This is a genomic window from Bradyrhizobium manausense, assembly GCF_018131105.1.
Classification (GTDB): Bacteria; Pseudomonadota; Alphaproteobacteria; order Rhizobiales; family Xanthobacteraceae; genus Bradyrhizobium; species Bradyrhizobium manausense_B.
Map to the genome: position 1 here is coordinate 2,276,286 of NZ_JAFCJI010000001.1, position 16,079 is coordinate 2,292,364.

Annotated in this window: 27 protein-coding genes and 1 pseudogene; 9 read left to right on the plus strand and 19 right to left on the minus strand. The window is 61.3% G+C overall.

All coding sequences use genetic code 11. The features are described 5' to 3' along the window. Positions 1 to 48: 48 nt before the first annotated feature. From JQ631_RS10690 to JQ631_RS10705, 4 genes are all read right to left on the minus strand, one after another. The gene (locus JQ631_RS10690; protein ID WP_212326050.1) at positions 49 to 399 is read right to left on the minus strand and encodes a GrlR family regulatory protein; all 351 of its coding nucleotides are present in this window, start codon (positions 397 to 399) and stop codon (positions 49 to 51) included. A gap of 436 nt (positions 400 to 835) precedes the next feature. Continuing rightward, positions 836 to 973 (minus strand): hypothetical protein, encoded by a 138-nt coding sequence (locus tag JQ631_RS10695; protein WP_212326052.1) that lies wholly within the window; start codon positions 971 to 973, stop codon positions 836 to 838. Positions 974 to 1,657: 684 nt separating this feature from the next. After that, positions 1,658 to 1,954: an HU family DNA-binding protein gene (locus JQ631_RS10700; RefSeq protein ID WP_027531020.1), complete on the minus strand. Its 297-nt coding sequence runs from the start codon at positions 1,952 to 1,954 to the stop codon at positions 1,658 to 1,660. A gap of 153 nt (positions 1,955 to 2,107) precedes the next feature. Then, on the minus strand, positions 2,108 to 2,929 hold the full coding sequence (locus JQ631_RS10705) for an AraC family transcriptional regulator (RefSeq protein ID WP_212328565.1): 822 nt from the start codon (positions 2,927 to 2,929) through the stop codon (positions 2,108 to 2,110). Positions 2,930 to 3,025: 96 nt separating this feature from the next. On the opposite strand from JQ631_RS10705, the gene JQ631_RS10710 reads away from it, so the two are divergent. Both JQ631_RS10710 and JQ631_RS10715 read left to right on the plus strand, forming a co-directional pair. Beyond that, positions 3,026 to 4,576, plus strand: coding sequence for a carboxylesterase/lipase family protein (locus JQ631_RS10710; protein WP_212326054.1), 1,551 nt, complete (start codon positions 3,026 to 3,028; stop codon positions 4,574 to 4,576). 156 nt (positions 4,577 to 4,732) lie between these two features. Next, a complete protein-coding gene (locus JQ631_RS10715; RefSeq protein WP_212326055.1) occupies positions 4,733 to 5,029 on the plus strand; it encodes a hypothetical protein in 297 nt (98 codons plus the stop codon). 238 nt (positions 5,030 to 5,267) lie between these two features. Here JQ631_RS10715 and JQ631_RS10720 read toward each other — a convergent pair whose 3' ends face one another. Both JQ631_RS10720 and JQ631_RS10725 read right to left on the minus strand, forming a co-directional pair. After that, positions 5,268 to 5,432 carry a hypothetical protein gene (locus tag JQ631_RS10720; protein WP_212326056.1) on the minus strand — a complete coding sequence of 55 codons (165 nt, stop codon included), beginning with the start codon at positions 5,430 to 5,432 and terminating at the stop codon, positions 5,268 to 5,270. 6 nt (positions 5,433 to 5,438) lie between these two features. After that, a complete protein-coding gene (locus JQ631_RS10725) occupies positions 5,439 to 5,645 on the minus strand; it encodes a hypothetical protein (protein WP_212326057.1) in 207 nt (68 codons plus the stop codon). A gap of 210 nt (positions 5,646 to 5,855) precedes the next feature. On the opposite strand from JQ631_RS10725, the gene JQ631_RS10730 reads away from it, so the two are divergent. Then, positions 5,856 to 6,083, plus strand: coding sequence for a hypothetical protein (locus tag JQ631_RS10730; protein ID WP_212326059.1), 228 nt, complete (start codon positions 5,856 to 5,858; stop codon positions 6,081 to 6,083). A gap of 163 nt (positions 6,084 to 6,246) precedes the next feature. After that, the gene (locus tag JQ631_RS10735) at positions 6,247 to 6,423 is read left to right on the plus strand and encodes a hypothetical protein (protein WP_212326061.1); all 177 of its coding nucleotides are present in this window, start codon (positions 6,247 to 6,249) and stop codon (positions 6,421 to 6,423) included. 13 nt (positions 6,424 to 6,436) lie between these two features. Here JQ631_RS10735 and JQ631_RS10740 read toward each other — a convergent pair whose 3' ends face one another. Beyond that, positions 6,437 to 6,634: a hypothetical protein gene (locus JQ631_RS10740; protein ID WP_212326063.1), complete on the minus strand. Its 198-nt coding sequence runs from the start codon at positions 6,632 to 6,634 to the stop codon at positions 6,437 to 6,439. Positions 6,635 to 6,995: 361 nt separating this feature from the next. Between JQ631_RS10740 and JQ631_RS10745 the strand changes: the two genes are divergently transcribed. Further along, complete coding sequence (locus JQ631_RS10745) at positions 6,996 to 7,187, plus strand: hypothetical protein (RefSeq protein WP_212326066.1); 192 nt, start codon at positions 6,996 to 6,998, stop codon at positions 7,185 to 7,187. Positions 7,188 to 7,325: 138 nt separating this feature from the next. Here the strand turns inward: JQ631_RS10745 and JQ631_RS10750 are convergent, their stop codons facing one another. Then, the gene (locus tag JQ631_RS10750) at positions 7,326 to 7,616 is read right to left on the minus strand and encodes a hypothetical protein (RefSeq protein WP_212326067.1); all 291 of its coding nucleotides are present in this window, start codon (positions 7,614 to 7,616) and stop codon (positions 7,326 to 7,328) included. Between the two features lie 89 nt (positions 7,617 to 7,705). Between JQ631_RS10750 and JQ631_RS10755 the strand changes: the two genes are divergently transcribed. Further along, positions 7,706 to 7,963, plus strand: a complete 258-nt coding sequence (locus tag JQ631_RS10755) for a hypothetical protein (protein WP_212326069.1) — start codon at positions 7,706 to 7,708, stop codon at positions 7,961 to 7,963. 45 nt (positions 7,964 to 8,008) lie between these two features. Here JQ631_RS10755 and JQ631_RS10760 read toward each other — a convergent pair whose 3' ends face one another. Continuing rightward, positions 8,009 to 8,209 carry a hypothetical protein gene (locus JQ631_RS10760; protein ID WP_212326071.1) on the minus strand — a complete coding sequence of 67 codons (201 nt, stop codon included), beginning with the start codon at positions 8,207 to 8,209 and terminating at the stop codon, positions 8,009 to 8,011. A gap of 48 nt (positions 8,210 to 8,257) precedes the next feature. After that, the gene (locus JQ631_RS10765) at positions 8,258 to 8,686 is read right to left on the minus strand and encodes a styrene oxide isomerase (protein WP_212326074.1); all 429 of its coding nucleotides are present in this window, start codon (positions 8,684 to 8,686) and stop codon (positions 8,258 to 8,260) included. 83 nt (positions 8,687 to 8,769) lie between these two features. Here JQ631_RS10765 and JQ631_RS32290 point away from each other — a divergent pair. Further along, positions 8,770 to 8,883, plus strand: a pseudogene (locus JQ631_RS32290) (glutathione S-transferase family protein); the annotation flags it as partial. Between the two features lie 7 nt (positions 8,884 to 8,890). On the opposite strand, the gene JQ631_RS10770 reads toward JQ631_RS32290, so the two are convergent. From JQ631_RS10770 to JQ631_RS10790, 5 genes are all read right to left on the minus strand, one after another. After that, complete coding sequence (locus JQ631_RS10770) at positions 8,891 to 9,532, minus strand: glutathione S-transferase family protein (RefSeq protein ID WP_212326076.1); 642 nt, start codon at positions 9,530 to 9,532, stop codon at positions 8,891 to 8,893. A gap of 203 nt (positions 9,533 to 9,735) precedes the next feature. After that, entirely contained in the window at positions 9,736 to 10,104 is a 369-nt protein-coding gene (locus JQ631_RS10775; RefSeq protein WP_212326078.1) for a VOC family protein, read from the minus strand. Between the two features lie 78 nt (positions 10,105 to 10,182). Next, positions 10,183 to 11,421, minus strand: coding sequence for an RNA polymerase sigma factor (locus tag JQ631_RS10780; RefSeq protein ID WP_212326080.1), 1,239 nt, complete (start codon positions 11,419 to 11,421; stop codon positions 10,183 to 10,185). Beyond that, entirely contained in the window at positions 11,418 to 11,780 is a 363-nt protein-coding gene (locus JQ631_RS10785) for a YciI family protein (protein ID WP_212326081.1), read from the minus strand. The genes JQ631_RS10780 and JQ631_RS10785 overlap by 4 nt, the downstream gene beginning before the upstream one ends. A gap of 166 nt (positions 11,781 to 11,946) precedes the next feature. After that, a complete protein-coding gene (locus tag JQ631_RS10790) occupies positions 11,947 to 12,696 on the minus strand; it encodes an outer membrane protein (protein ID WP_212326082.1) in 750 nt (249 codons plus the stop codon). Positions 12,697 to 12,727: 31 nt separating this feature from the next. On the opposite strand from JQ631_RS10790, the gene JQ631_RS10795 reads away from it, so the two are divergent. Beyond that, positions 12,728 to 13,066: a hypothetical protein gene (locus tag JQ631_RS10795; protein ID WP_212326083.1), complete on the plus strand. Its 339-nt coding sequence runs from the start codon at positions 12,728 to 12,730 to the stop codon at positions 13,064 to 13,066. A gap of 18 nt (positions 13,067 to 13,084) precedes the next feature. Here the strand turns inward: JQ631_RS10795 and JQ631_RS10800 are convergent, their stop codons facing one another. Beyond that, positions 13,085 to 13,714: a hypothetical protein gene (locus JQ631_RS10800; protein WP_212326084.1), complete on the minus strand. Its 630-nt coding sequence runs from the start codon at positions 13,712 to 13,714 to the stop codon at positions 13,085 to 13,087. A 198-nt stretch (positions 13,715 to 13,912) separates the two neighbouring features. Further along, positions 13,913 to 14,548: a LysE family translocator gene (locus tag JQ631_RS10805; RefSeq protein ID WP_212326085.1), complete on the minus strand. Its 636-nt coding sequence runs from the start codon at positions 14,546 to 14,548 to the stop codon at positions 13,913 to 13,915. Between the two features lie 194 nt (positions 14,549 to 14,742). Between JQ631_RS10805 and JQ631_RS32295 the strand changes: the two genes are divergently transcribed. Then, positions 14,743 to 15,057, plus strand: a complete 315-nt coding sequence (locus tag JQ631_RS32295; RefSeq protein WP_249160249.1) for a hypothetical protein — start codon at positions 14,743 to 14,745, stop codon at positions 15,055 to 15,057. A 254-nt stretch (positions 15,058 to 15,311) separates the two neighbouring features. On the opposite strand, the gene JQ631_RS10815 is transcribed toward JQ631_RS32295, so the two are convergent. Both JQ631_RS10815 and JQ631_RS32485 read right to left on the minus strand, forming a co-directional pair. Then, a complete protein-coding gene (locus tag JQ631_RS10815; RefSeq protein ID WP_212326086.1) occupies positions 15,312 to 15,836 on the minus strand; it encodes a hypothetical protein in 525 nt (174 codons plus the stop codon). Between the two features lie 34 nt (positions 15,837 to 15,870). Then, positions 15,871 to 15,996 carry a hypothetical protein gene (locus JQ631_RS32485; protein WP_283841761.1) on the minus strand — a complete coding sequence of 42 codons (126 nt, stop codon included), beginning with the start codon at positions 15,994 to 15,996 and terminating at the stop codon, positions 15,871 to 15,873. Positions 15,997 to 16,079 lie beyond the last annotated feature (83 nt).

The following is a 16,079-nucleotide window of genomic DNA, read 5'->3' on the forward strand; positions in this document are numbered from 1 at the left end:
CGATCCGCGCAAGTTTTCGTTAGGAGGTTGCGCGGGCGCCGCCGCGCTTCAGATTTCGGCGAGCCACTTCAGCGACGCGCGAAAGCCGAGACTGCGATGGCCTGCAACCAGCACGGTCCCGTACACCTCGGCCCCCTCCTCGCTGAACGTGCCGGAGAAGCCGCTTGTCGCCTCGGCGCCGGCGAACAATGGTCTCACAAGGGGATCGGCGAACGGCGTATGCTGGTTGGTGGCAAGCTCGCCCTTCCAGGTGCCGTTGTCTGCCGTGTAGGAGCCGTGCGACCAGAAGTAAGGTCCGCCACCGAGCAGCACGCCATCGCGCAGGATCAGCACGCCGCTGTCGCGGCCCTTCACGCCGTCGAGCATGTGGATGTGAACCGAGTAGAGCCCGTTCTTCATGGGATGCGCCTGCCGTCCTCCAGGACGATAGCGCGGGCTATGGGAAGCGTCGAGACGGTAACCAGCTTTGTTCCGGCTTCACCGCCATTTTCGTTCCTGGGGAACGAATCGGAATCGACGAAATCAATGCGAGGCGTCTCTTAAAAATTCGTTTGCACGCAAACAAGCGGCAAAACGCCGCGAGCGAACGATCGTACCGTGTCGTCGGACAGAGTTCGAGGCGGCCGCAGCGATATCATGATGATGCGCAGCATCGCGCCGACTCGTTTTGATACAAGCCGCGAGCATGACCGCGAGTGCGCGCGACCTGTTCTGCAAACGACTCCATTTCGTTCCCGAAGAACGAATCGGGCCGGCAAAAACCAGTGGGACGCAATTCCTAACGGTCGATGAAGCGACGTGCCGTCGCGTCTCCGCGGCTTCGGGCCGAAAACGCTCAGGCCGCGCGCTTGGCGCTGTTCTTCTCCGAAAAGCATTCCAGGATCTGGATGCGGAGTTCCTCCGCGGCCGGACCCTCGACCTTCCTGAGCTGGTTCCAGAGCCGGATCACTTCGCGCTGTTTCTCGACGGTCATGAGTCATCTCCCAGACTGATGACTCAATAGAACAAACTGAGAACAAAAAGTCCAGCCCGCCTCCCTGATTTCCTGTGGGCGTCGCGTTGAACCTTTTCGGCGCGCCGAGGACCAATGAAGGCTGGGGATTTCAGCGCCCAGGCAATATGGCAGCGCCGCGATCGACGAACATATTCCGTCACCGCGGCGCTGTTGCTTTTTAGATTTTCAACCTTAAGTTAGAGGCACCGCTGGCGGCCAGGCGCTGAAATCCCAACGCCGTCGGCAAGAGAGCCCCGTGCGCAAGCGCGGGGTTTTTCTCTGGGCTGTTCTGTTGCTGGAGAGATCGACGGAAGCGCAGGAACGAACGCGCGGCCTCCGCATTGTCAGACCGAAATCAGTGGTGCTGTCGGTTGTGCGACGCGACCGCCAGCTTGGAAAAACCCCGTAGCCCCTGCACGGGGTTTTTCTTGTTGGAATCCTGCGGGTGATCGTGATGACGGTCGCCGTGTTCGCGATCATGGTCGTGCAGCACTATCACTTCGCGCGATGAACTTTTTCGGTGCTGGCGCGTCTAATCAATGAAGCTTCCCCCAGGCTTCACCCCATCAGAAAACCCCGCTTCCCCCAGGCGGGGTTTTCCCCTTTTTGCCGACATCGCATCGTCAGCCCCTGCGCGGCGCTTGGGCCGCGCGAACGGCTCGATCAGACGGAGTCCTTGGCAACCTTCAGTGGCGAGGCCTTGACCGACTTGCTCGCCGGCTTCGCCGCGAACTGCATCGGCTCCTTGGTGAAGGGATTGACGCCCATGCGGGCTTCGGTCGCGGGCTTGTTGACGACCGACATCTTCACGAAACCGGGAATAACGAACTCGCCGGACTCGTTGAGCTCCTTGTAGCCGACGGTCGCCATGTACTCGATGACCGACTTCACGTCGTTCTTCGCAAGCTGCGTGCCCTCGGCAATCGCATCGATCAACTGAGTCTTGGTCATCTTCGCCATGTCTGAATTCCTCTGAATTGGGTGCGCACAAGCCGCGATGTTGCTTGGTCCGGGAAGCGGTAAAACTGCGCGGGCAGCGCGTCTGTTCATGCCTGTCGGCCACGAAGCAGCCGGGCTTAGAACCTATCGACGCCGAAAACGCAAGCAGCAGTTCTACCTGAGTTCCGTATTGTTTGCCTCAGGCAATTGCGCCCGAGCAACACTGGCGAGATATTTGGCCGGCGGCTTGCCCAGCGCCTTCCTGAACATGGTGATGAAGGCCGTCACCGATTCATAGCCAAGGTCTGCCGAGACCTGCTGCACGCTCGCGCCCGCCGAAAGTTCTCGGATCGCGACGATCAGATGCAGCTGCTGACGCCAGCGTCCGAACGTCAGCCCCGTCTCCTTCGCGACGAGACGCGCAAGACTGCTCTCACTGAGCGCGACGCGATCGGCCCATTGCGCAAGCGTGCGACGGTCCGCCGGATTGTCCGCCAATGCGCTGGCGATGCGCTTCAATCGCGGTTCGGTCGAGAGCGGCAGATGCAATTGCTGCAAAGGCATGCGCGGCAACTCGCCGAGCAGCACGCCGATCAGACGCTCCCGCCTCGCCTCGTCATGCTGCGCGCCATCGGACAGCTCGACGATCAATTCACGCAGCAAGGGCGAGATCGAAATCGTGCAGCAGCGCTCCGGCAGATCGACCAGCTCGGCCTCGATGTAGACGAAGAACAGCCGTGCATTGGCGGTCGCGCGATTGCTGTGCGCCATGTCCGAGGGAATCCAGACCGCGCAGTGCGGCGGCACCATCCAAAGACCATCAGGCACGCGGCACGTGACGCCGCCGCCAAGCGACACGACGAGCTGTCCCTTGCGATGCCTGTGGTCGGGCACCTCGCCCCTGGTCCCGTCGGCATCGACGCGCACGGCAATGACCGGCGCGGACCGGTCGTCCACGTCCAGGTCGAGCCAGGGATATCGAAGCCTTTGCCTGATCATTGCCGGTTTTTAGCTATCGATTGGAATTATACGCAAATTCACCCAGCCGCAAAGTCGATAGTTCTGACGTCGCCCCAACAAGGAGATCCGACCGTGCATGGCTCGATGACCTCTGGAGCTGCCCGGCTAAGCCGACAGGTCCACACCCAAGCCGGCCAGGTGCGCGGCCAGCCACGCGACGCAAGCGGCGTGCTCGCGTTCAAGGGCATCCCCTACGCTGCAGCTCCGCTCGGGCCGTTGCGCTGGCGCGCACCGCAGCCGCCGACGCCGTGGACTGGCGTGCGCGATGCGCTCGATTTCGGCGCGGCAAGCCTCTCGTCGCTCGCAGACGATCCGCGACCGGGGCCGCACGCTGAGGATTGCCTCACGCTCAATATCTGGACCGCCGCGCGAGAGGCGGACGAGAAGCGGCCGGTGATGGTGTGGATCCACGGCGGCGGCTTTCAGTTCGGCTCCTCGGCCAATCCCGCCACCGACGGCGCCCTGCTTGCAGCCAAGGGCGTCGTCGTCGTCAGCTTCAACTATCGCCTGGGTCTCCTGGGCTTTCTCGCCCATCCCGAGCTCGATGCGGAAGCCCCCTCAGGCAATTACGGCCTCCTGGATCAGCTCGCCGCGCTGCGCTGGGTCCAGGCCAATATCGCGGCGTTCGGCGGCGACGCCGATAACGTCACCCTCTTCGGTGAATCCGCCGGCGCGATGGCCGTCGGCATTCTGATGGCGTCGCCGCTCGCGCATGGACTGTTCCGCAAGGCCATCGCCGAGAGCGGCGCCTTCTGGGATGGCCGGCACGGGCCGCTGCAAAGCTACGGGGAAGCCCGCGCGCGCGGCCTCGCCTTCGCGCGCCGGCAAGGCGATGTCTCGATCGCAGCCTTGCGCGCCATGCCGGCCGCGCACCTGAATGCGGCCGCGCCCTGGAGTTTTGCCCAGGATCACGTCACGCAGGCCTTCTCGCCGAGCATCGATCACCATGTGGTGCCGGACGCGCCCGCGCGACGCTTCCTGCGCGGCGAACAGATGCACATCCCCCTGCTCGCCGGGTGGAACAGCGCCGAGGAATTCCCCTTCATGTCGCTGTCGCTTCCGCATCAACAGGCGCGGGTCTTTCGCGCAGCCGCTGAGGCGATGTTCGGCAAGCACCGGATGGCGGAGGCCCTGAAGGTTTACCCCGCCGACACCGACGCACAGGCCAGGGCATCCGCCGCAGCGCTCGCCGGCGACTTGGTGATCGGCGAGCAGTGCTGGCAGGCGCTGCGCCTGCATCGGCGCGGCACGCGCGCGCCCGTTTACGGCTATCACTTCAACTACACCTCACCCTACACGCCGATCGCCTCGCACGTCACCGAGATCCCCTTCGTGTTCGGCACGCTGACGCCGCAGCGGGTGATCGGCAGCACGACGCCGCCGGCTGAAGCCGACCGCGCCCTGGCGCAGACGATGATGAGCTACTGGATCAACTTCGCGACCTCAGGGGATCCCAACGCATCAGGCCTGCCGTTCTGGCCCGCCTATGATGAGGCCGATATCGTGCAGATCCTCGGCGCCTCGATCGAAGCCCGTCCCAATCCGCAGGCGGATCGATTCCGCCTCCTCGGCAGCTTCAGAGAGGACGGCGTTCTGCCGATGCGCTGGCGCGAGGTAAATTAGCGCCAGCGGGGAGCTTGCGCCTGTTCTCCAAGGCGGAGTTTTCCACACGCGGTGTCACCTCACCGTGAAAGTTTCATCTCGATCGATGTTGTTCAGACTCTGGTAACCCAACGCCGCCACTCTCCATCCAGTCTTGTTGCGTTGGAGTACCCCACAGTGCTGAATTTTGATGAGCTGCGTGAACTCGCAGCCGATGTCCGCGTGTTTGTCGATGTCGCCGAAGACAAGGCCGCGGCGCTCCGATCCGTCATCGACGCCTATGACGTCGTGCTGGCGATATTCCCGTCCGGGGACGGCATGGGCCTGCACGTCATCAAGGGCAAGGCGATCCTGGACGGAATCGCAAAGTCCGGCTCGATCTACAGCCACACGGCGATCGCGGTTCCCGATCTCGAGCATGCCGAAGTTCTGAAGTACCTGACAGCGCCCGTCGATCAGCGGATCGCGGCGTAAACGGGTCATCGACAAACCTCGTGCGGGCGGAATTTGCGCTCAGCCCATTTGAACCGGCTGGGCAGAACGGCGTTGTCCAACGCACTGCCGGGTGTCAACCGGACGCAACAGAGATGTCGGACGCGGAGCATTTTTCCGGTTTCTGCCCGCGACATCAACGCATCGGTACGCGCTGACGACTAACCTGTTCCCGGCAGATGCACCTTCGCCACGTGCGGACGCCTTCACGATGTCCGGCTCACTGTCCCCACACGGTGACTGCGAAGCCGATCGCGATGAAGCCGAGCCCGATGATGACAGCAGCCACTTCGGCAGCGTTGTCCCCACCGAATAATTTAACGATGACAGCCCCGGCCGTGCTGAGGACGATCTCAAAGATCATGCCGAACAGGGCATCGAGCATGGCCGCTCATCCTGCCTTGCCGTACTTCATGCCGTGCACCACGTCGCCGATGGTGCCGCCGACGACCAGCGCGGCGAACACAGGCCAGCCTGCGGACGCAACCAGGATCGTCGCCAGATTCGCGTCTTCGCCCGGCCGCCTGTAGGCATCGAGGCCGGCGAAGAACACCGCCGCGATCAGGCAGCCAATCAGATATCGTTTGGACCAGCTCACGGCGAAATGCCCTTGTTTACAGGCATTCGTCGCCTCAGGCGCCACGCGGGTTCACCGCGCCGGCTTCGCCGCTGTTGGGTTCATCTGCTCTGTGACAACGATCACAGCGGCCCGCGAGCGTTCGACGTACTGCTGCAATCACTGGTGCAAGGGGATCACTCCCCGTCGACGGCGGAATGGTCCGCCGCTCGATCCCAACAGGAGCAGACCATGCAGAGCAGTGATCATGCGAAACCGGGAATGACCGAGCTGACCGATGCTGAACTCGATACGATCGTCGGCGGCAACTGGCTGGGCGACGCGTTCCGCGCCATCGGCAGCGCCATCGTCCACGCCGTCGAATGGGTCGGCGGCTTCATCACTGGCGGCTTGCAGGGCCCCGGCAATCTCCGCGGTCCGTTCGGCCCCGGCTCGGGACCGGGCCAGCCGCCGCTGTAATAACCATCCTTCCGGATCTCATCGCGAAAGCTGGAGGCCGCCTCGATTGGCGGCCTCCTTGATTCATGATCCGCATCTGCGGCTTGCTGCCGTCGCGCGATCGAACCGAGCGCGTGCACGACGCCGGTCTGGAACGCCTCGCCCGCCGCAGAGTTGGCCATGCATGAGCAGAGAATCCCTCGAGCATCAGGCCGACCGGGCCGAAGCCCTCGCCGCACAGACCGCAGATGCGGAGGTCAAGCAAAACCTCCTCGACGCGGCGCGGGAATATCGAAGCCGGCTCAAGTCGGAGCCGTTCGAGCCGAAGCCCGAATGGGACTTGCCGAAAGAGATTTCCTGACCGTTCTCGCTGCTTAGCGCCACATCGTCGGAGCGCTCTTCAGCGCGTTCATCCCGGCTTCCCTGATGCTTTCAAGCGTCGCCTCGCGACCGGCTGCCGCAAGCATCTGCGCGGCCACATGAGCCCTCGTGGCGGTCTGATACTGGTCGATCTGTCCGCAGACTTCGTCCAGAATGGTGCGCAGCAGCGCTCTGGTATCGGCATCGAACATGGAATGCCCCTCGATCTGAAAGGCGCATCATTCCGGCGGCGCGGAGTTCCGACATTTACATTGGTTAACATGCGTAAGGAAATCGATGCTGCAACGCCGCTGTGTGCGCGATCTGTCTGGCTAGCTTCCATCTCACTTCGCTTTTGCTATCGCCGCAGGCCTGGACGGAACCGCCATTTACTGAGGTAAACGCGGATTCAAGGCCGGTAAAAACACGGAGACTGGCTTAGCTTTCGGAGAACAATTGACCGCCGACAGCACGAATTGCCGCAAAACCGTGCGGTTGTTAAGCATCAATCTAACGTCGCCTTTACCGGAGCGCTCCTAGCATTCAAGCATAAGCTGAGGCTGGGAGGAACGCATGTCCATTGATCGCACTGCTGCTCGTGCATTGGTTGAAGCCGGCTATATGCCGCTTTCGGAGTACGTCAGACTTTTCGGCGACACCGTCACCGCACCTGACATCGTCCCGTCGATCGACACCGCGCCGCGTGAAGACACAGGTCCGGACGCCGGTACCGCTGCATCTGGCGGCGTCAGCCACAATTCCTGAGACCGCCGGTTACTGCCGAAAGCGCATTGATATCTCCGACCATGATGGTGTGCGGCGCGAGCAGTCTGCAACTGCTCCCTGCGATGAATAGAAAAGGCCGCGGCTTTCACGGAGGCCCATCCCTCATCCGGTCCTGCTTCACCGACCCATGCACTTGTCCCAAGCCCTGCGCTGAGCCTTGGTCGTCTGCCCGGCCTGCCATTGCGCGAACGTGAACCCGGCTTGCTGCTGGCATTCGCTTGCTGTCTTGCCGCTCGCGCCAGTGTTGGGCTTGGTGCCGCCGGCCGCACGGGCCGCTTCGCAATTGCCCGCATTGCGCAGGCTCTGGCAGGTAGGATTGTTGTTGCACACCATCCCGCCGCAGCCTGCGGCAAAGGCGTCCGATGCAAAAACACAAATCGCGAGTACCGCAAAAAACGCTGATTTCATAACTCTTCCCCAAGTTGCAATATAGTACAATACTCAACCGATGAAGTTCGGCAAGCCCGGCCAGCGCGGCCGCAACCCAGGGAAGATTCATGAAACGCGTCGTCATCATTGCTTCGATACTTTGCTGTGCGGTCCCGCTCCATGCCGCCACGAACAACACGCCCCATGCGCTCGATTGCATGGCGAAGAACGGCTTCACGCACGAGATGTGGGTGGCGAAACATGCCGGGACCAACGCGCAGGTTCAGTCCTACATCGCCTGCCGCGACGGCATTTCGATCCAGAAGGCCAGAGCTGTCGGAAGAAAGGACGGAAATTTCGACACCGGAAATCCGAGCAGGCACTAAAGCCCGCCGGGAATTAAGGTGACGGTGCACTCAATTCGCTGAGCACTAGAAGCCCGCGAGCGCCGTGACGGTCACGATTGAGACGATGGCCGTCACGCCGAGAAGCAGCCCGATGACGACCCGCCCCGCCCGGCTCGGAATCCTGGCATCAAGCCAGTTTGCCAGCTTCAGGAATAGCGCGCTGCCCCAGTCCGAAATGAAGGACCTCACCATGGGAGCCAGCAGATCGTGGACAACCTTTTCCATGGCCGGTTAGTCGCAGCCAAATTGGCGCGGGTTCACGGCTCCTGAGCCTCACTCCGGCTTTGCCGTGCCCAGCAACCCGAGCATGAGCAAGATGACGGCCAGGATGATGGCCAGGCCGATGAAGACGAACCCGCCGGTGATCATTGCCTCCTTCCAGGGCTCGGCTTCGTGCCCCACCGCCGTGATCGGCGAGAGCGCGGCTGTCCCAAGCACGGCGGCCGATGTCGTGACGATCCAATTGCCGTATGTCCCGACGAGCAGTGCCCAAAAGGCCGCGGCTTTCGTTGGTGCCGATAGCCTGACCTCATTCCAGATGGCGCCGACCGCCAGCAGGAACGTGCCGTTCATCACGCCCTCCAGATGAGCGGCCAACGCCATCCTCACATTGGTGAAGTGCTGCTCGACCAGCCCGGTCAGCAATCCGATCAGAAACAAGACTGTGCCATGCCAGAGGAGCCTTCGCTTCGCGTCCACCATAAGCCTGCCCTCCTGTCGCGGACGTTGAATGACCGTACTCTATTTCAAGCCGCAGCAAGCGGCACCCTTTCAACATGACACATGTGCTGGACGAATATCCGGATCTCGCGGCCTGCGTGGCGCGCGGTGAAGCGCGGCCGGCGTTCCGGCGCGCGTTCGATGCGCAATTGGCGGTGTTCACCGCCACATCGCGCGGCTCACGCGCTACAATCCCGGTGATCTCGCCGCCCAGGCCTTGGTGGCCTGGCAGCTGTCCATCGCGCGGGCGTAGGCCGGGCGTGAAGTCGTGCGCGCGAGATAGTCCCGCTCGATGGTACCGGGAACGTAGTTGCCGGTTCGCAGGCCGAGCAGGAGCGCGTAGCTCACCGAGATGTCGGCAGCGGTGAAGCGGTCGCCGGCGAGATAAGGGCAATCCGCCAGGCGGCGGATCACCAAACCCAGCCGGCTCTCAAAGGTCTCGAATGCCCATCGGGTCACCCGGGCATTTCGCTCGGCTTCGGGTGCAAGTGCGCGACCGACAAGGACGGCGTTCATCGGCCCGGCGAGCCCCGCTTCGCCCAGATGGAGAAATTGCAGAAAGGACGCGAAGGCGGGATCATCAGGGGCGACGGCAAGCGAGCCTGCCCCATGGCGCGCGAGCAGGTACTGAAGGATCGCGATGGACTCGACCATGATCGTCTCGCCGTCCTGCAGCGCGGGAATGAAGCCGGCGGGGTTGATCGCAAGAAATTCGCGATCACTCTCGTCCGCAAGCAGATCGACCGGCCGCAGCCGATAAGCCAGTCCGAGTTCTTCGAGCAGCCAAACAACACGGAACCCGCGACCTTCGCCATAGACGGTGAGCATGGTTGAGCATTCCCAAATTGGGCTGGATGTACCAACTCGAATTACAGTGGCAGCACTGTCACCGTAATCTCCAAAATTTCAAACCCCATGACGGATTTGTCCGCAGCGATGAAGCCACGCGCGAAGCAGTCGTACAGGATCAGGATGGCACCGACGGACGGCCCAGAGCAGTTATTGCCCTGGGCCTGAGGCCGGATCCGAATTCAGCTGCTCACATGGCCCTTGGGAGGCTCGACCATGTTGATGCGGTTGCCCTCAGCGTCGAATATCTGAGCCACGGCCCCAAACTTGCCTTCCACCTTGTTGACGAGTTGCAAGCCGAGGCTCGCCAGCCGTGCGTTCTCGACTGCGAGCACGGGCGTGACGATCGTCATGATCCCCTTGCCGGCGCGTTCGTCATCCTTCCAGAGCTGCAGGCCGGCCGCGCCCATGTTGCGCCATTGGGCCATGCCCGGAATCGGTTGGTCGTCGGCCGGGCGCCCCATCAGCTTCTCATACCAGACGAGAGCCTCGTCGAAGTTGGAAACGGTGGCGCAAGCGTAAATGCCTTGGACAGTCATCCTTGTCGTCATGATCGTTCTCCTGGGTTGGACCAACGGATGTCGTCCAGGACGTCCCGATTTCGACAGGCGACGACAAAAAGTTCGCGATCAGCTCAAAATTTTTGAGCGCTGTTCTTCGAGGTAGCGCCGTTCCCCCTCCGACCAGCACAAGCCGATCGCGACTGTGAAAGCTTCCACCGCCTCCGTGCGCTTGCCGAGATCGGCACAAATCTGCGCACGGGCCGCCCAATAGGGCAAATAATCGGCCATCCTGGCATCGCCAGAAAGTGCATCGATGTCGGCAAGAGCCGCATCCCGGTGCCCCATCCGCGCAAGAGCAACGGCGCGGTTGAGTGTCACGACCGGCGAAGGCGCGATCTTTCCCAGCACATCGTAGAGAGACACCACAGTCTGCCAGTTCGACGCGCCGCCCAGACGGCGCGCGACATGGGCGGACTGGATCGCGGCCTCGATCTGATAACGACCGGTGGGACCGTTGGCGTTGGCCTCATGCAAGAGCCCCTCCGCCATCTGCAATTGCGCGCGATCCCAAAGCCTGACGTCCTGCTGGTCCAGCGGCACGAATTCCCCGTCGCGGCCCTGGCGGGATGACCGTCGCGCTTCCGCATAAAGCATCAGCGCGAGCAGGCCTTTTGCCTCGGGCTCCTGCGGAAGCAGGGATACGACCACATGCCCAAGCCAAATCGCCTCGTGTCCAAGCGCTTTCGCACCATCAATCTCCATCCACCCGTTCGTGTAGGCGGCATAGATCGAGGCCAGCACCGGCGGCAGACGTGTCGGCAGTTCCTCTCTTTCAGGCACGAGGAACGGAATATTCTCGTCCCTGATCTTCGCCTTGGCTCTCACGAGCCTCTGGCCCATGGTCTTTGGGGACACGAGAAATCGTGCGCTGATATCGATCGCGGTCAGGCCCAGCACGGTCTGAAGCATGAGTGGCGTTCGGGCCGCCGCATCGATGCTGGGATGCGCACAAGCAAACATGAGTGCCAGTCGCCTGTCCGGAATCCCGTCAGCCAGCTCCGCTGCGGCCGAGAGCTCGTCGGCAACGAGATCGAGATGATCTGCGCCCTTTTCCCTGACTTTCTCCTTGCGCCAATCATCGAGCCTGCGCCTTCGCGCAATGGTCAGCAGCCAGGCATCGGGATTATCGGGCACGCCGGTATCAGGCCATTTCTCGAGTGCCGCCAAAAACGCTTCCGCGAGTGCATCCTCTGCCGACGCCAGATCACCCGAGCGCCCGCTGAGATAAGCGACCAGGCGACCATAGCTCTCGCGCGCGACTTTTTCCGCAAGGGATCGCGCCACGGCGGACTCCGAAACCGTCATCCCGCATATTCCGATCGATCCCTGATGCGGCGCACTTCAACCGAGCCCCATGTCGCGGCAGGACAGCGTGCTGCCCATTTGTTGGCTTCGTCGATATTGGCAACGTCGATGATGAAATAGCCGCCCAACTGTTCGCGAGCATCGGCATAGGGGCCGTCCAGAACACTGACCTCACCGCCCTTAACGCGTACGATGCTCGCCTCCGAGGAACCGACGAGGGCATCCGTCGAGATGAATACCGCGGCCTTCTCCAGAGCCTGTTGATAGGCAAACATCTGACCCATGAAACGCGCCATGTCCTGCGGTGCCACGGCTTGTCCGTCGGCTTCGTTGGCGTGGAGCATAAGCATGTAACGCATGAAGTCCCGTCCTCAATGAACGCTTGCGAAGTCAATTTAGCGCAGAAGTTCCTGAAGCGGAGTCAAATTCGATGGTTTGGAGAGCGCCTGCGAGTCCGCAACAAAAAAGCCCGACCGCTCGACGCGGCCGGGCTGAGTTTTTGACTGGAACAGATCCTTCAGACGATCAGTAACGCGCGACGACCGGGCCGCCGAACTTGTAGTTCACGCCGATCTTGGCGATCGACAGCTTGTTCTTAATGTCGACGTTCGCAATCGTCGTGACACCGCCAGCGAGCGGCGACAAATCCCAGACGACGGTCTTCTTGTCGAACTCGATGTAGTTGTATTCGATGAAGGCGCTCCAATTGTGGTCGAACGCATATTCGGCGCCGAGGCCGAGCACCCAGCCAAGCGGCGTCGTGCTCGAGCGCGACTCGAACACGCCCGGGACACCGATCGAATCGCTGGAGTGCATCCAGGCCGCGCCGCCCTTCGCGTAAACCAGCGTGCGATCAGCCACGACACCACCGATGCGGCCCGTGACGGTCGCCAGCCAATCGCTCTTCGTGGTGCAGGTCACGAAGCCAACGCACGGCGCGTTGCCCTTCACGTCCAGTCCGGAGATGTCACCCTGGACACCGAACACGACCCAGCCGCTCTGCCAGTTGTAACCGAGCTGGCCACCGCCCAGGAAACCGCTGCGGCTGTTCTGGGCCAGAGCCGTACCGACGGGAATTGCGCCGATGGCGCCGTTGACCGAAGCCAGGGTGGATTCCGTGGTGCCCCAACCGGCGCCGACATTGCCGCCGAGATAGAATCCGGTCCACGACCACACGGCGGCGGGAGCGTACGGGGCCTTGACGGCCAGGTCAGCCGCGAAGCTCAGGCTTGTTGACGCAAGAAGCAGTGCAGCGGCGGCGAGATTTGTTTTCATACTTTCCTCGGACTTCCAAAAATTCCGGCCAATGGCCATTCACGCAGCGGTTGTACAGACCGAAAAACCGCAGCCTAGTGCACGGCAGCAACACGTCTGTCGTTTCGTCACAAGTCACAACGAATTCACGACGACACTTCTCAACGCGCGCACGCAGTCGCTGAACGGTGCGCGCGATGACCGCAACGGCAGCGCAAGTTTGCTCAAGCACGCAGTCTATCACGGCAATGAATACGTCTGCTTCGCCGTGCTTTTCGCTCTGATTCATTCAAAAAAGAATCGTGATGCGCTTGCCATCTGGGGGCATGTGATGGTGATGAGATCGTACGGGAGCGAGCGTGACTCGCTCACATCACGCTGTGAAGCATGAACGCTGCTGGCAGCCTCTTCAATTCGTCGTGGTCTTGCCGCCGCGCATGAACACGAGCTTTTCCTCACGAAATCGGAGAATGAGCCATGCGGTCTCATCGAAACCGTGTGCGAGCTTTCCGGCGTGGGAATACACCATCTGAGCAGCTTCCGACTTCGACGGCGGTCCCAGCACCGTCACGACCTCCGAACGCGACATCCCTAAATGCAGCTTGCCGTCGAAGACGAGCGGCGCGGACTTTTCCGGGATGATGGCGCAATCGGTCGAGGTCTCGGTGTCTTTTTCGGTGAGCTCTTCAACGATCTCTGTGACACGATGGTCCGGGCCGCCCATCTCTCCGCTGGACACGACCCATAGTCGATGCTGCGCGCGCCTGTAACACAGCCAATAAACGCTACCTCCAGCGTCGCCCTGGTGTTGGATGGTCCCTTCGCCCACGGCTTCGCGGACCGCGCCGAGCGACGTCTCCTCCAAGCGGCCGGCGAATGCGCCCAGCGAAAAGCGGGTCGCCAATCTCTTCGCGACCGTCGGCGGCACGCGCTCGAGCGCATGTTCGTCGAATGGCGGCGGCGGTGTCTGCGCGGAGCAGTCGTCGGCGGGGATCGCGAAAAGGAGAAGCAGCAAGAAGAGCGTCTTTGTCTGAGCCATGCAGCTTAGTCGCGTTGGCTCGACAAGGGTTCAGACGGCTTTCACCATTCACTGCAGAGTCTTGATGCCGTTGGGAATACCGTGACAGTGCACGAAACGCCACACATCACCGCGTGCGGTTGCTAACGGTCATCGTGAAATGGATTCACCTTCACCGCAATTGCGACGGCGCCCTGCCGAAGGAATTTTACAAACCCTTTACCGCTGCTCGGTGGCAATGCGTAAACCCAGAGCAATCAGGACCATTCCAGTCACGCCCTCCACGAGGCGACGCACGGTAGGCCGTTGAAGTGCATTCCGCACCTTGTGGATCGCTGCGGCATAAAATGCGAGCCAGAGGAAGGTCATTCCCGCAAAGACAATTCCAAGCGCGAGCAGTGTCGCAAAGGTCGAACCGCCGATCGGCGCGAACTGGGGAAGCAGGCTTGTGAAGAAAACGGCCATCTTGGGATTGCCGAGATCGCTGATGAGCCCCTGCCTGAAAGCCATCCAGGGGCTGACGCGGCCATGCGAGTGGTTCTCCATCGCGATCCACGAACCTTGCTCCCGCGGCCAAAGGGCTTCGTACAACGCGACGATGCCCAGATAGATCAGATAAGCAGCCCCCAGATACTTGATCGCAAGAAACAGTGGCGCCGAAGCCACCAGAAGAGCAGCAAGGCCGACGCTGGTCGCCAGCGCCCAGACCACCTGTCCAACTGCGATGCCAGCCGCTGTGCAAATCCCGCCAGTCCGCCCGGCCAACAGGGTGCTGCGGATTGTCGTGGCCGTGTCGGGCCCCGGCGTGACAATGACGATGATCGACGTCCCGATGAATGCAAGAAACGATAACATGCTCCGCTGCTCCTCCGCTCGTCGTCGATTAGAGGCATGAGTTCGTAGGATGTGTTGAGCCCCTGCGAAACCCATATCTTCTCGATCGCCGCTCCGTAAGCCCGACACCACCTATCAGCAACGTCAGCTTCCGCTCGGCCGGATTGACCTTGAAGAAGCCTTTACCCGGAACGAAGTTGTGACGGTCCACGGTCATGCCGAGTCTCGACCACGCAACAGGAGCGATGGGTTTCGCGAGAGCTCAACCCATCCTACGGGCTACGAAATGGGAGTTCGGCCACAAGGCGGGTTCTCATTTCGAGCCAAACATTGCACAATGCGACATGGCTAAAGCAAGAGTGACTTTCAGAACCGTACGTGTCGCCGAGGGCGACTGGAAAATACTCGCTGACTATCCGGACGCCGAGCAGCGTGAAATCACCGGATTCGCCAGCAAGGTGGATGCCGACGCCTGGATCAACGGTGACCGCAAGATCGCGTGGCTGCGCTCTCAAGGCTACGCCAAGTGACCTAACAGGTCCCGACAATTCGCCGCGAGCACATCGCGATAGAGCGCATGGTCGCGATCGTCAAAGAACGTACGCGCCAAGCCATTGCCGCTCTGAGTGACATGGTGGGGACGATCGGGGGCGACGACAGGAGCAAAACGGGCCATGCCGCAACATGCTCGTAACCGCGAATTGCATCAATTTGCTGCAGAAACACAGCAATTCGTAATTCTTCACGAGCGATCACGGCAAGGAAAGCGCGGCAACGGAACTCATTAGCGCGGACTTCCGAGGCCCTTTACGAACTCCCATAGGCGAACGTTGATTTCCCCGAGTTTGTCAGCTGTATCTTTGACGTTGGAGACCTTCAAAGGTTTTCCGCGGCTCTGATAGAACAACGGCATAAGCAACACATCAACGACAGGCGTTGCACCCGTGGTTTCTATCCGCAACCCTTGGCGAGCAATCAGGTTGCGAACGGCTTTGTGCGCCTTCAGGTCTTTGTAAATGGCCTGCCATGCGGCTATTTCCTCTGGGTGATTGGCACGCGTAACCATGAAGTCAACCAGCTTCAGCTTACGCTCAAAGCTGAATTGCGAAGCGAACATCTCCTTCGCAGTTTCATAAGGGACGGGGTTGCTCACGATACAGAAGATAGCCGCTAGAAGGTTTTCCGCGTTTGATAGTTCGATGATGGCGCGGCCGGCCTCCGAGTAGAGTTCTTTCTTCTCATCATCGCCCGGACGGGGCATCAATGCTTTGGCAAGAGCACTGACTGCCGAATTCGACTTTTTCGACATCGACCATCACCCCGCACGTAAGCAGCGGCAGAAATCACGCCCGCCGCCGTCCGACTACCGCAGCAACAATACCAACAATGATGATTGCAGCGACGATAGCCCAGAGGCCTTCGGCGCTGATACTCACGCCCCACAGGTTCACCAGCAACTTATCAGACATGATCACAGCTCTCTGTTGCGCAACTCCGGTTTTTCCGGCGCGCTATGCGATTGACAGAAAGCCTGGAGAAAGCGACAACGCTC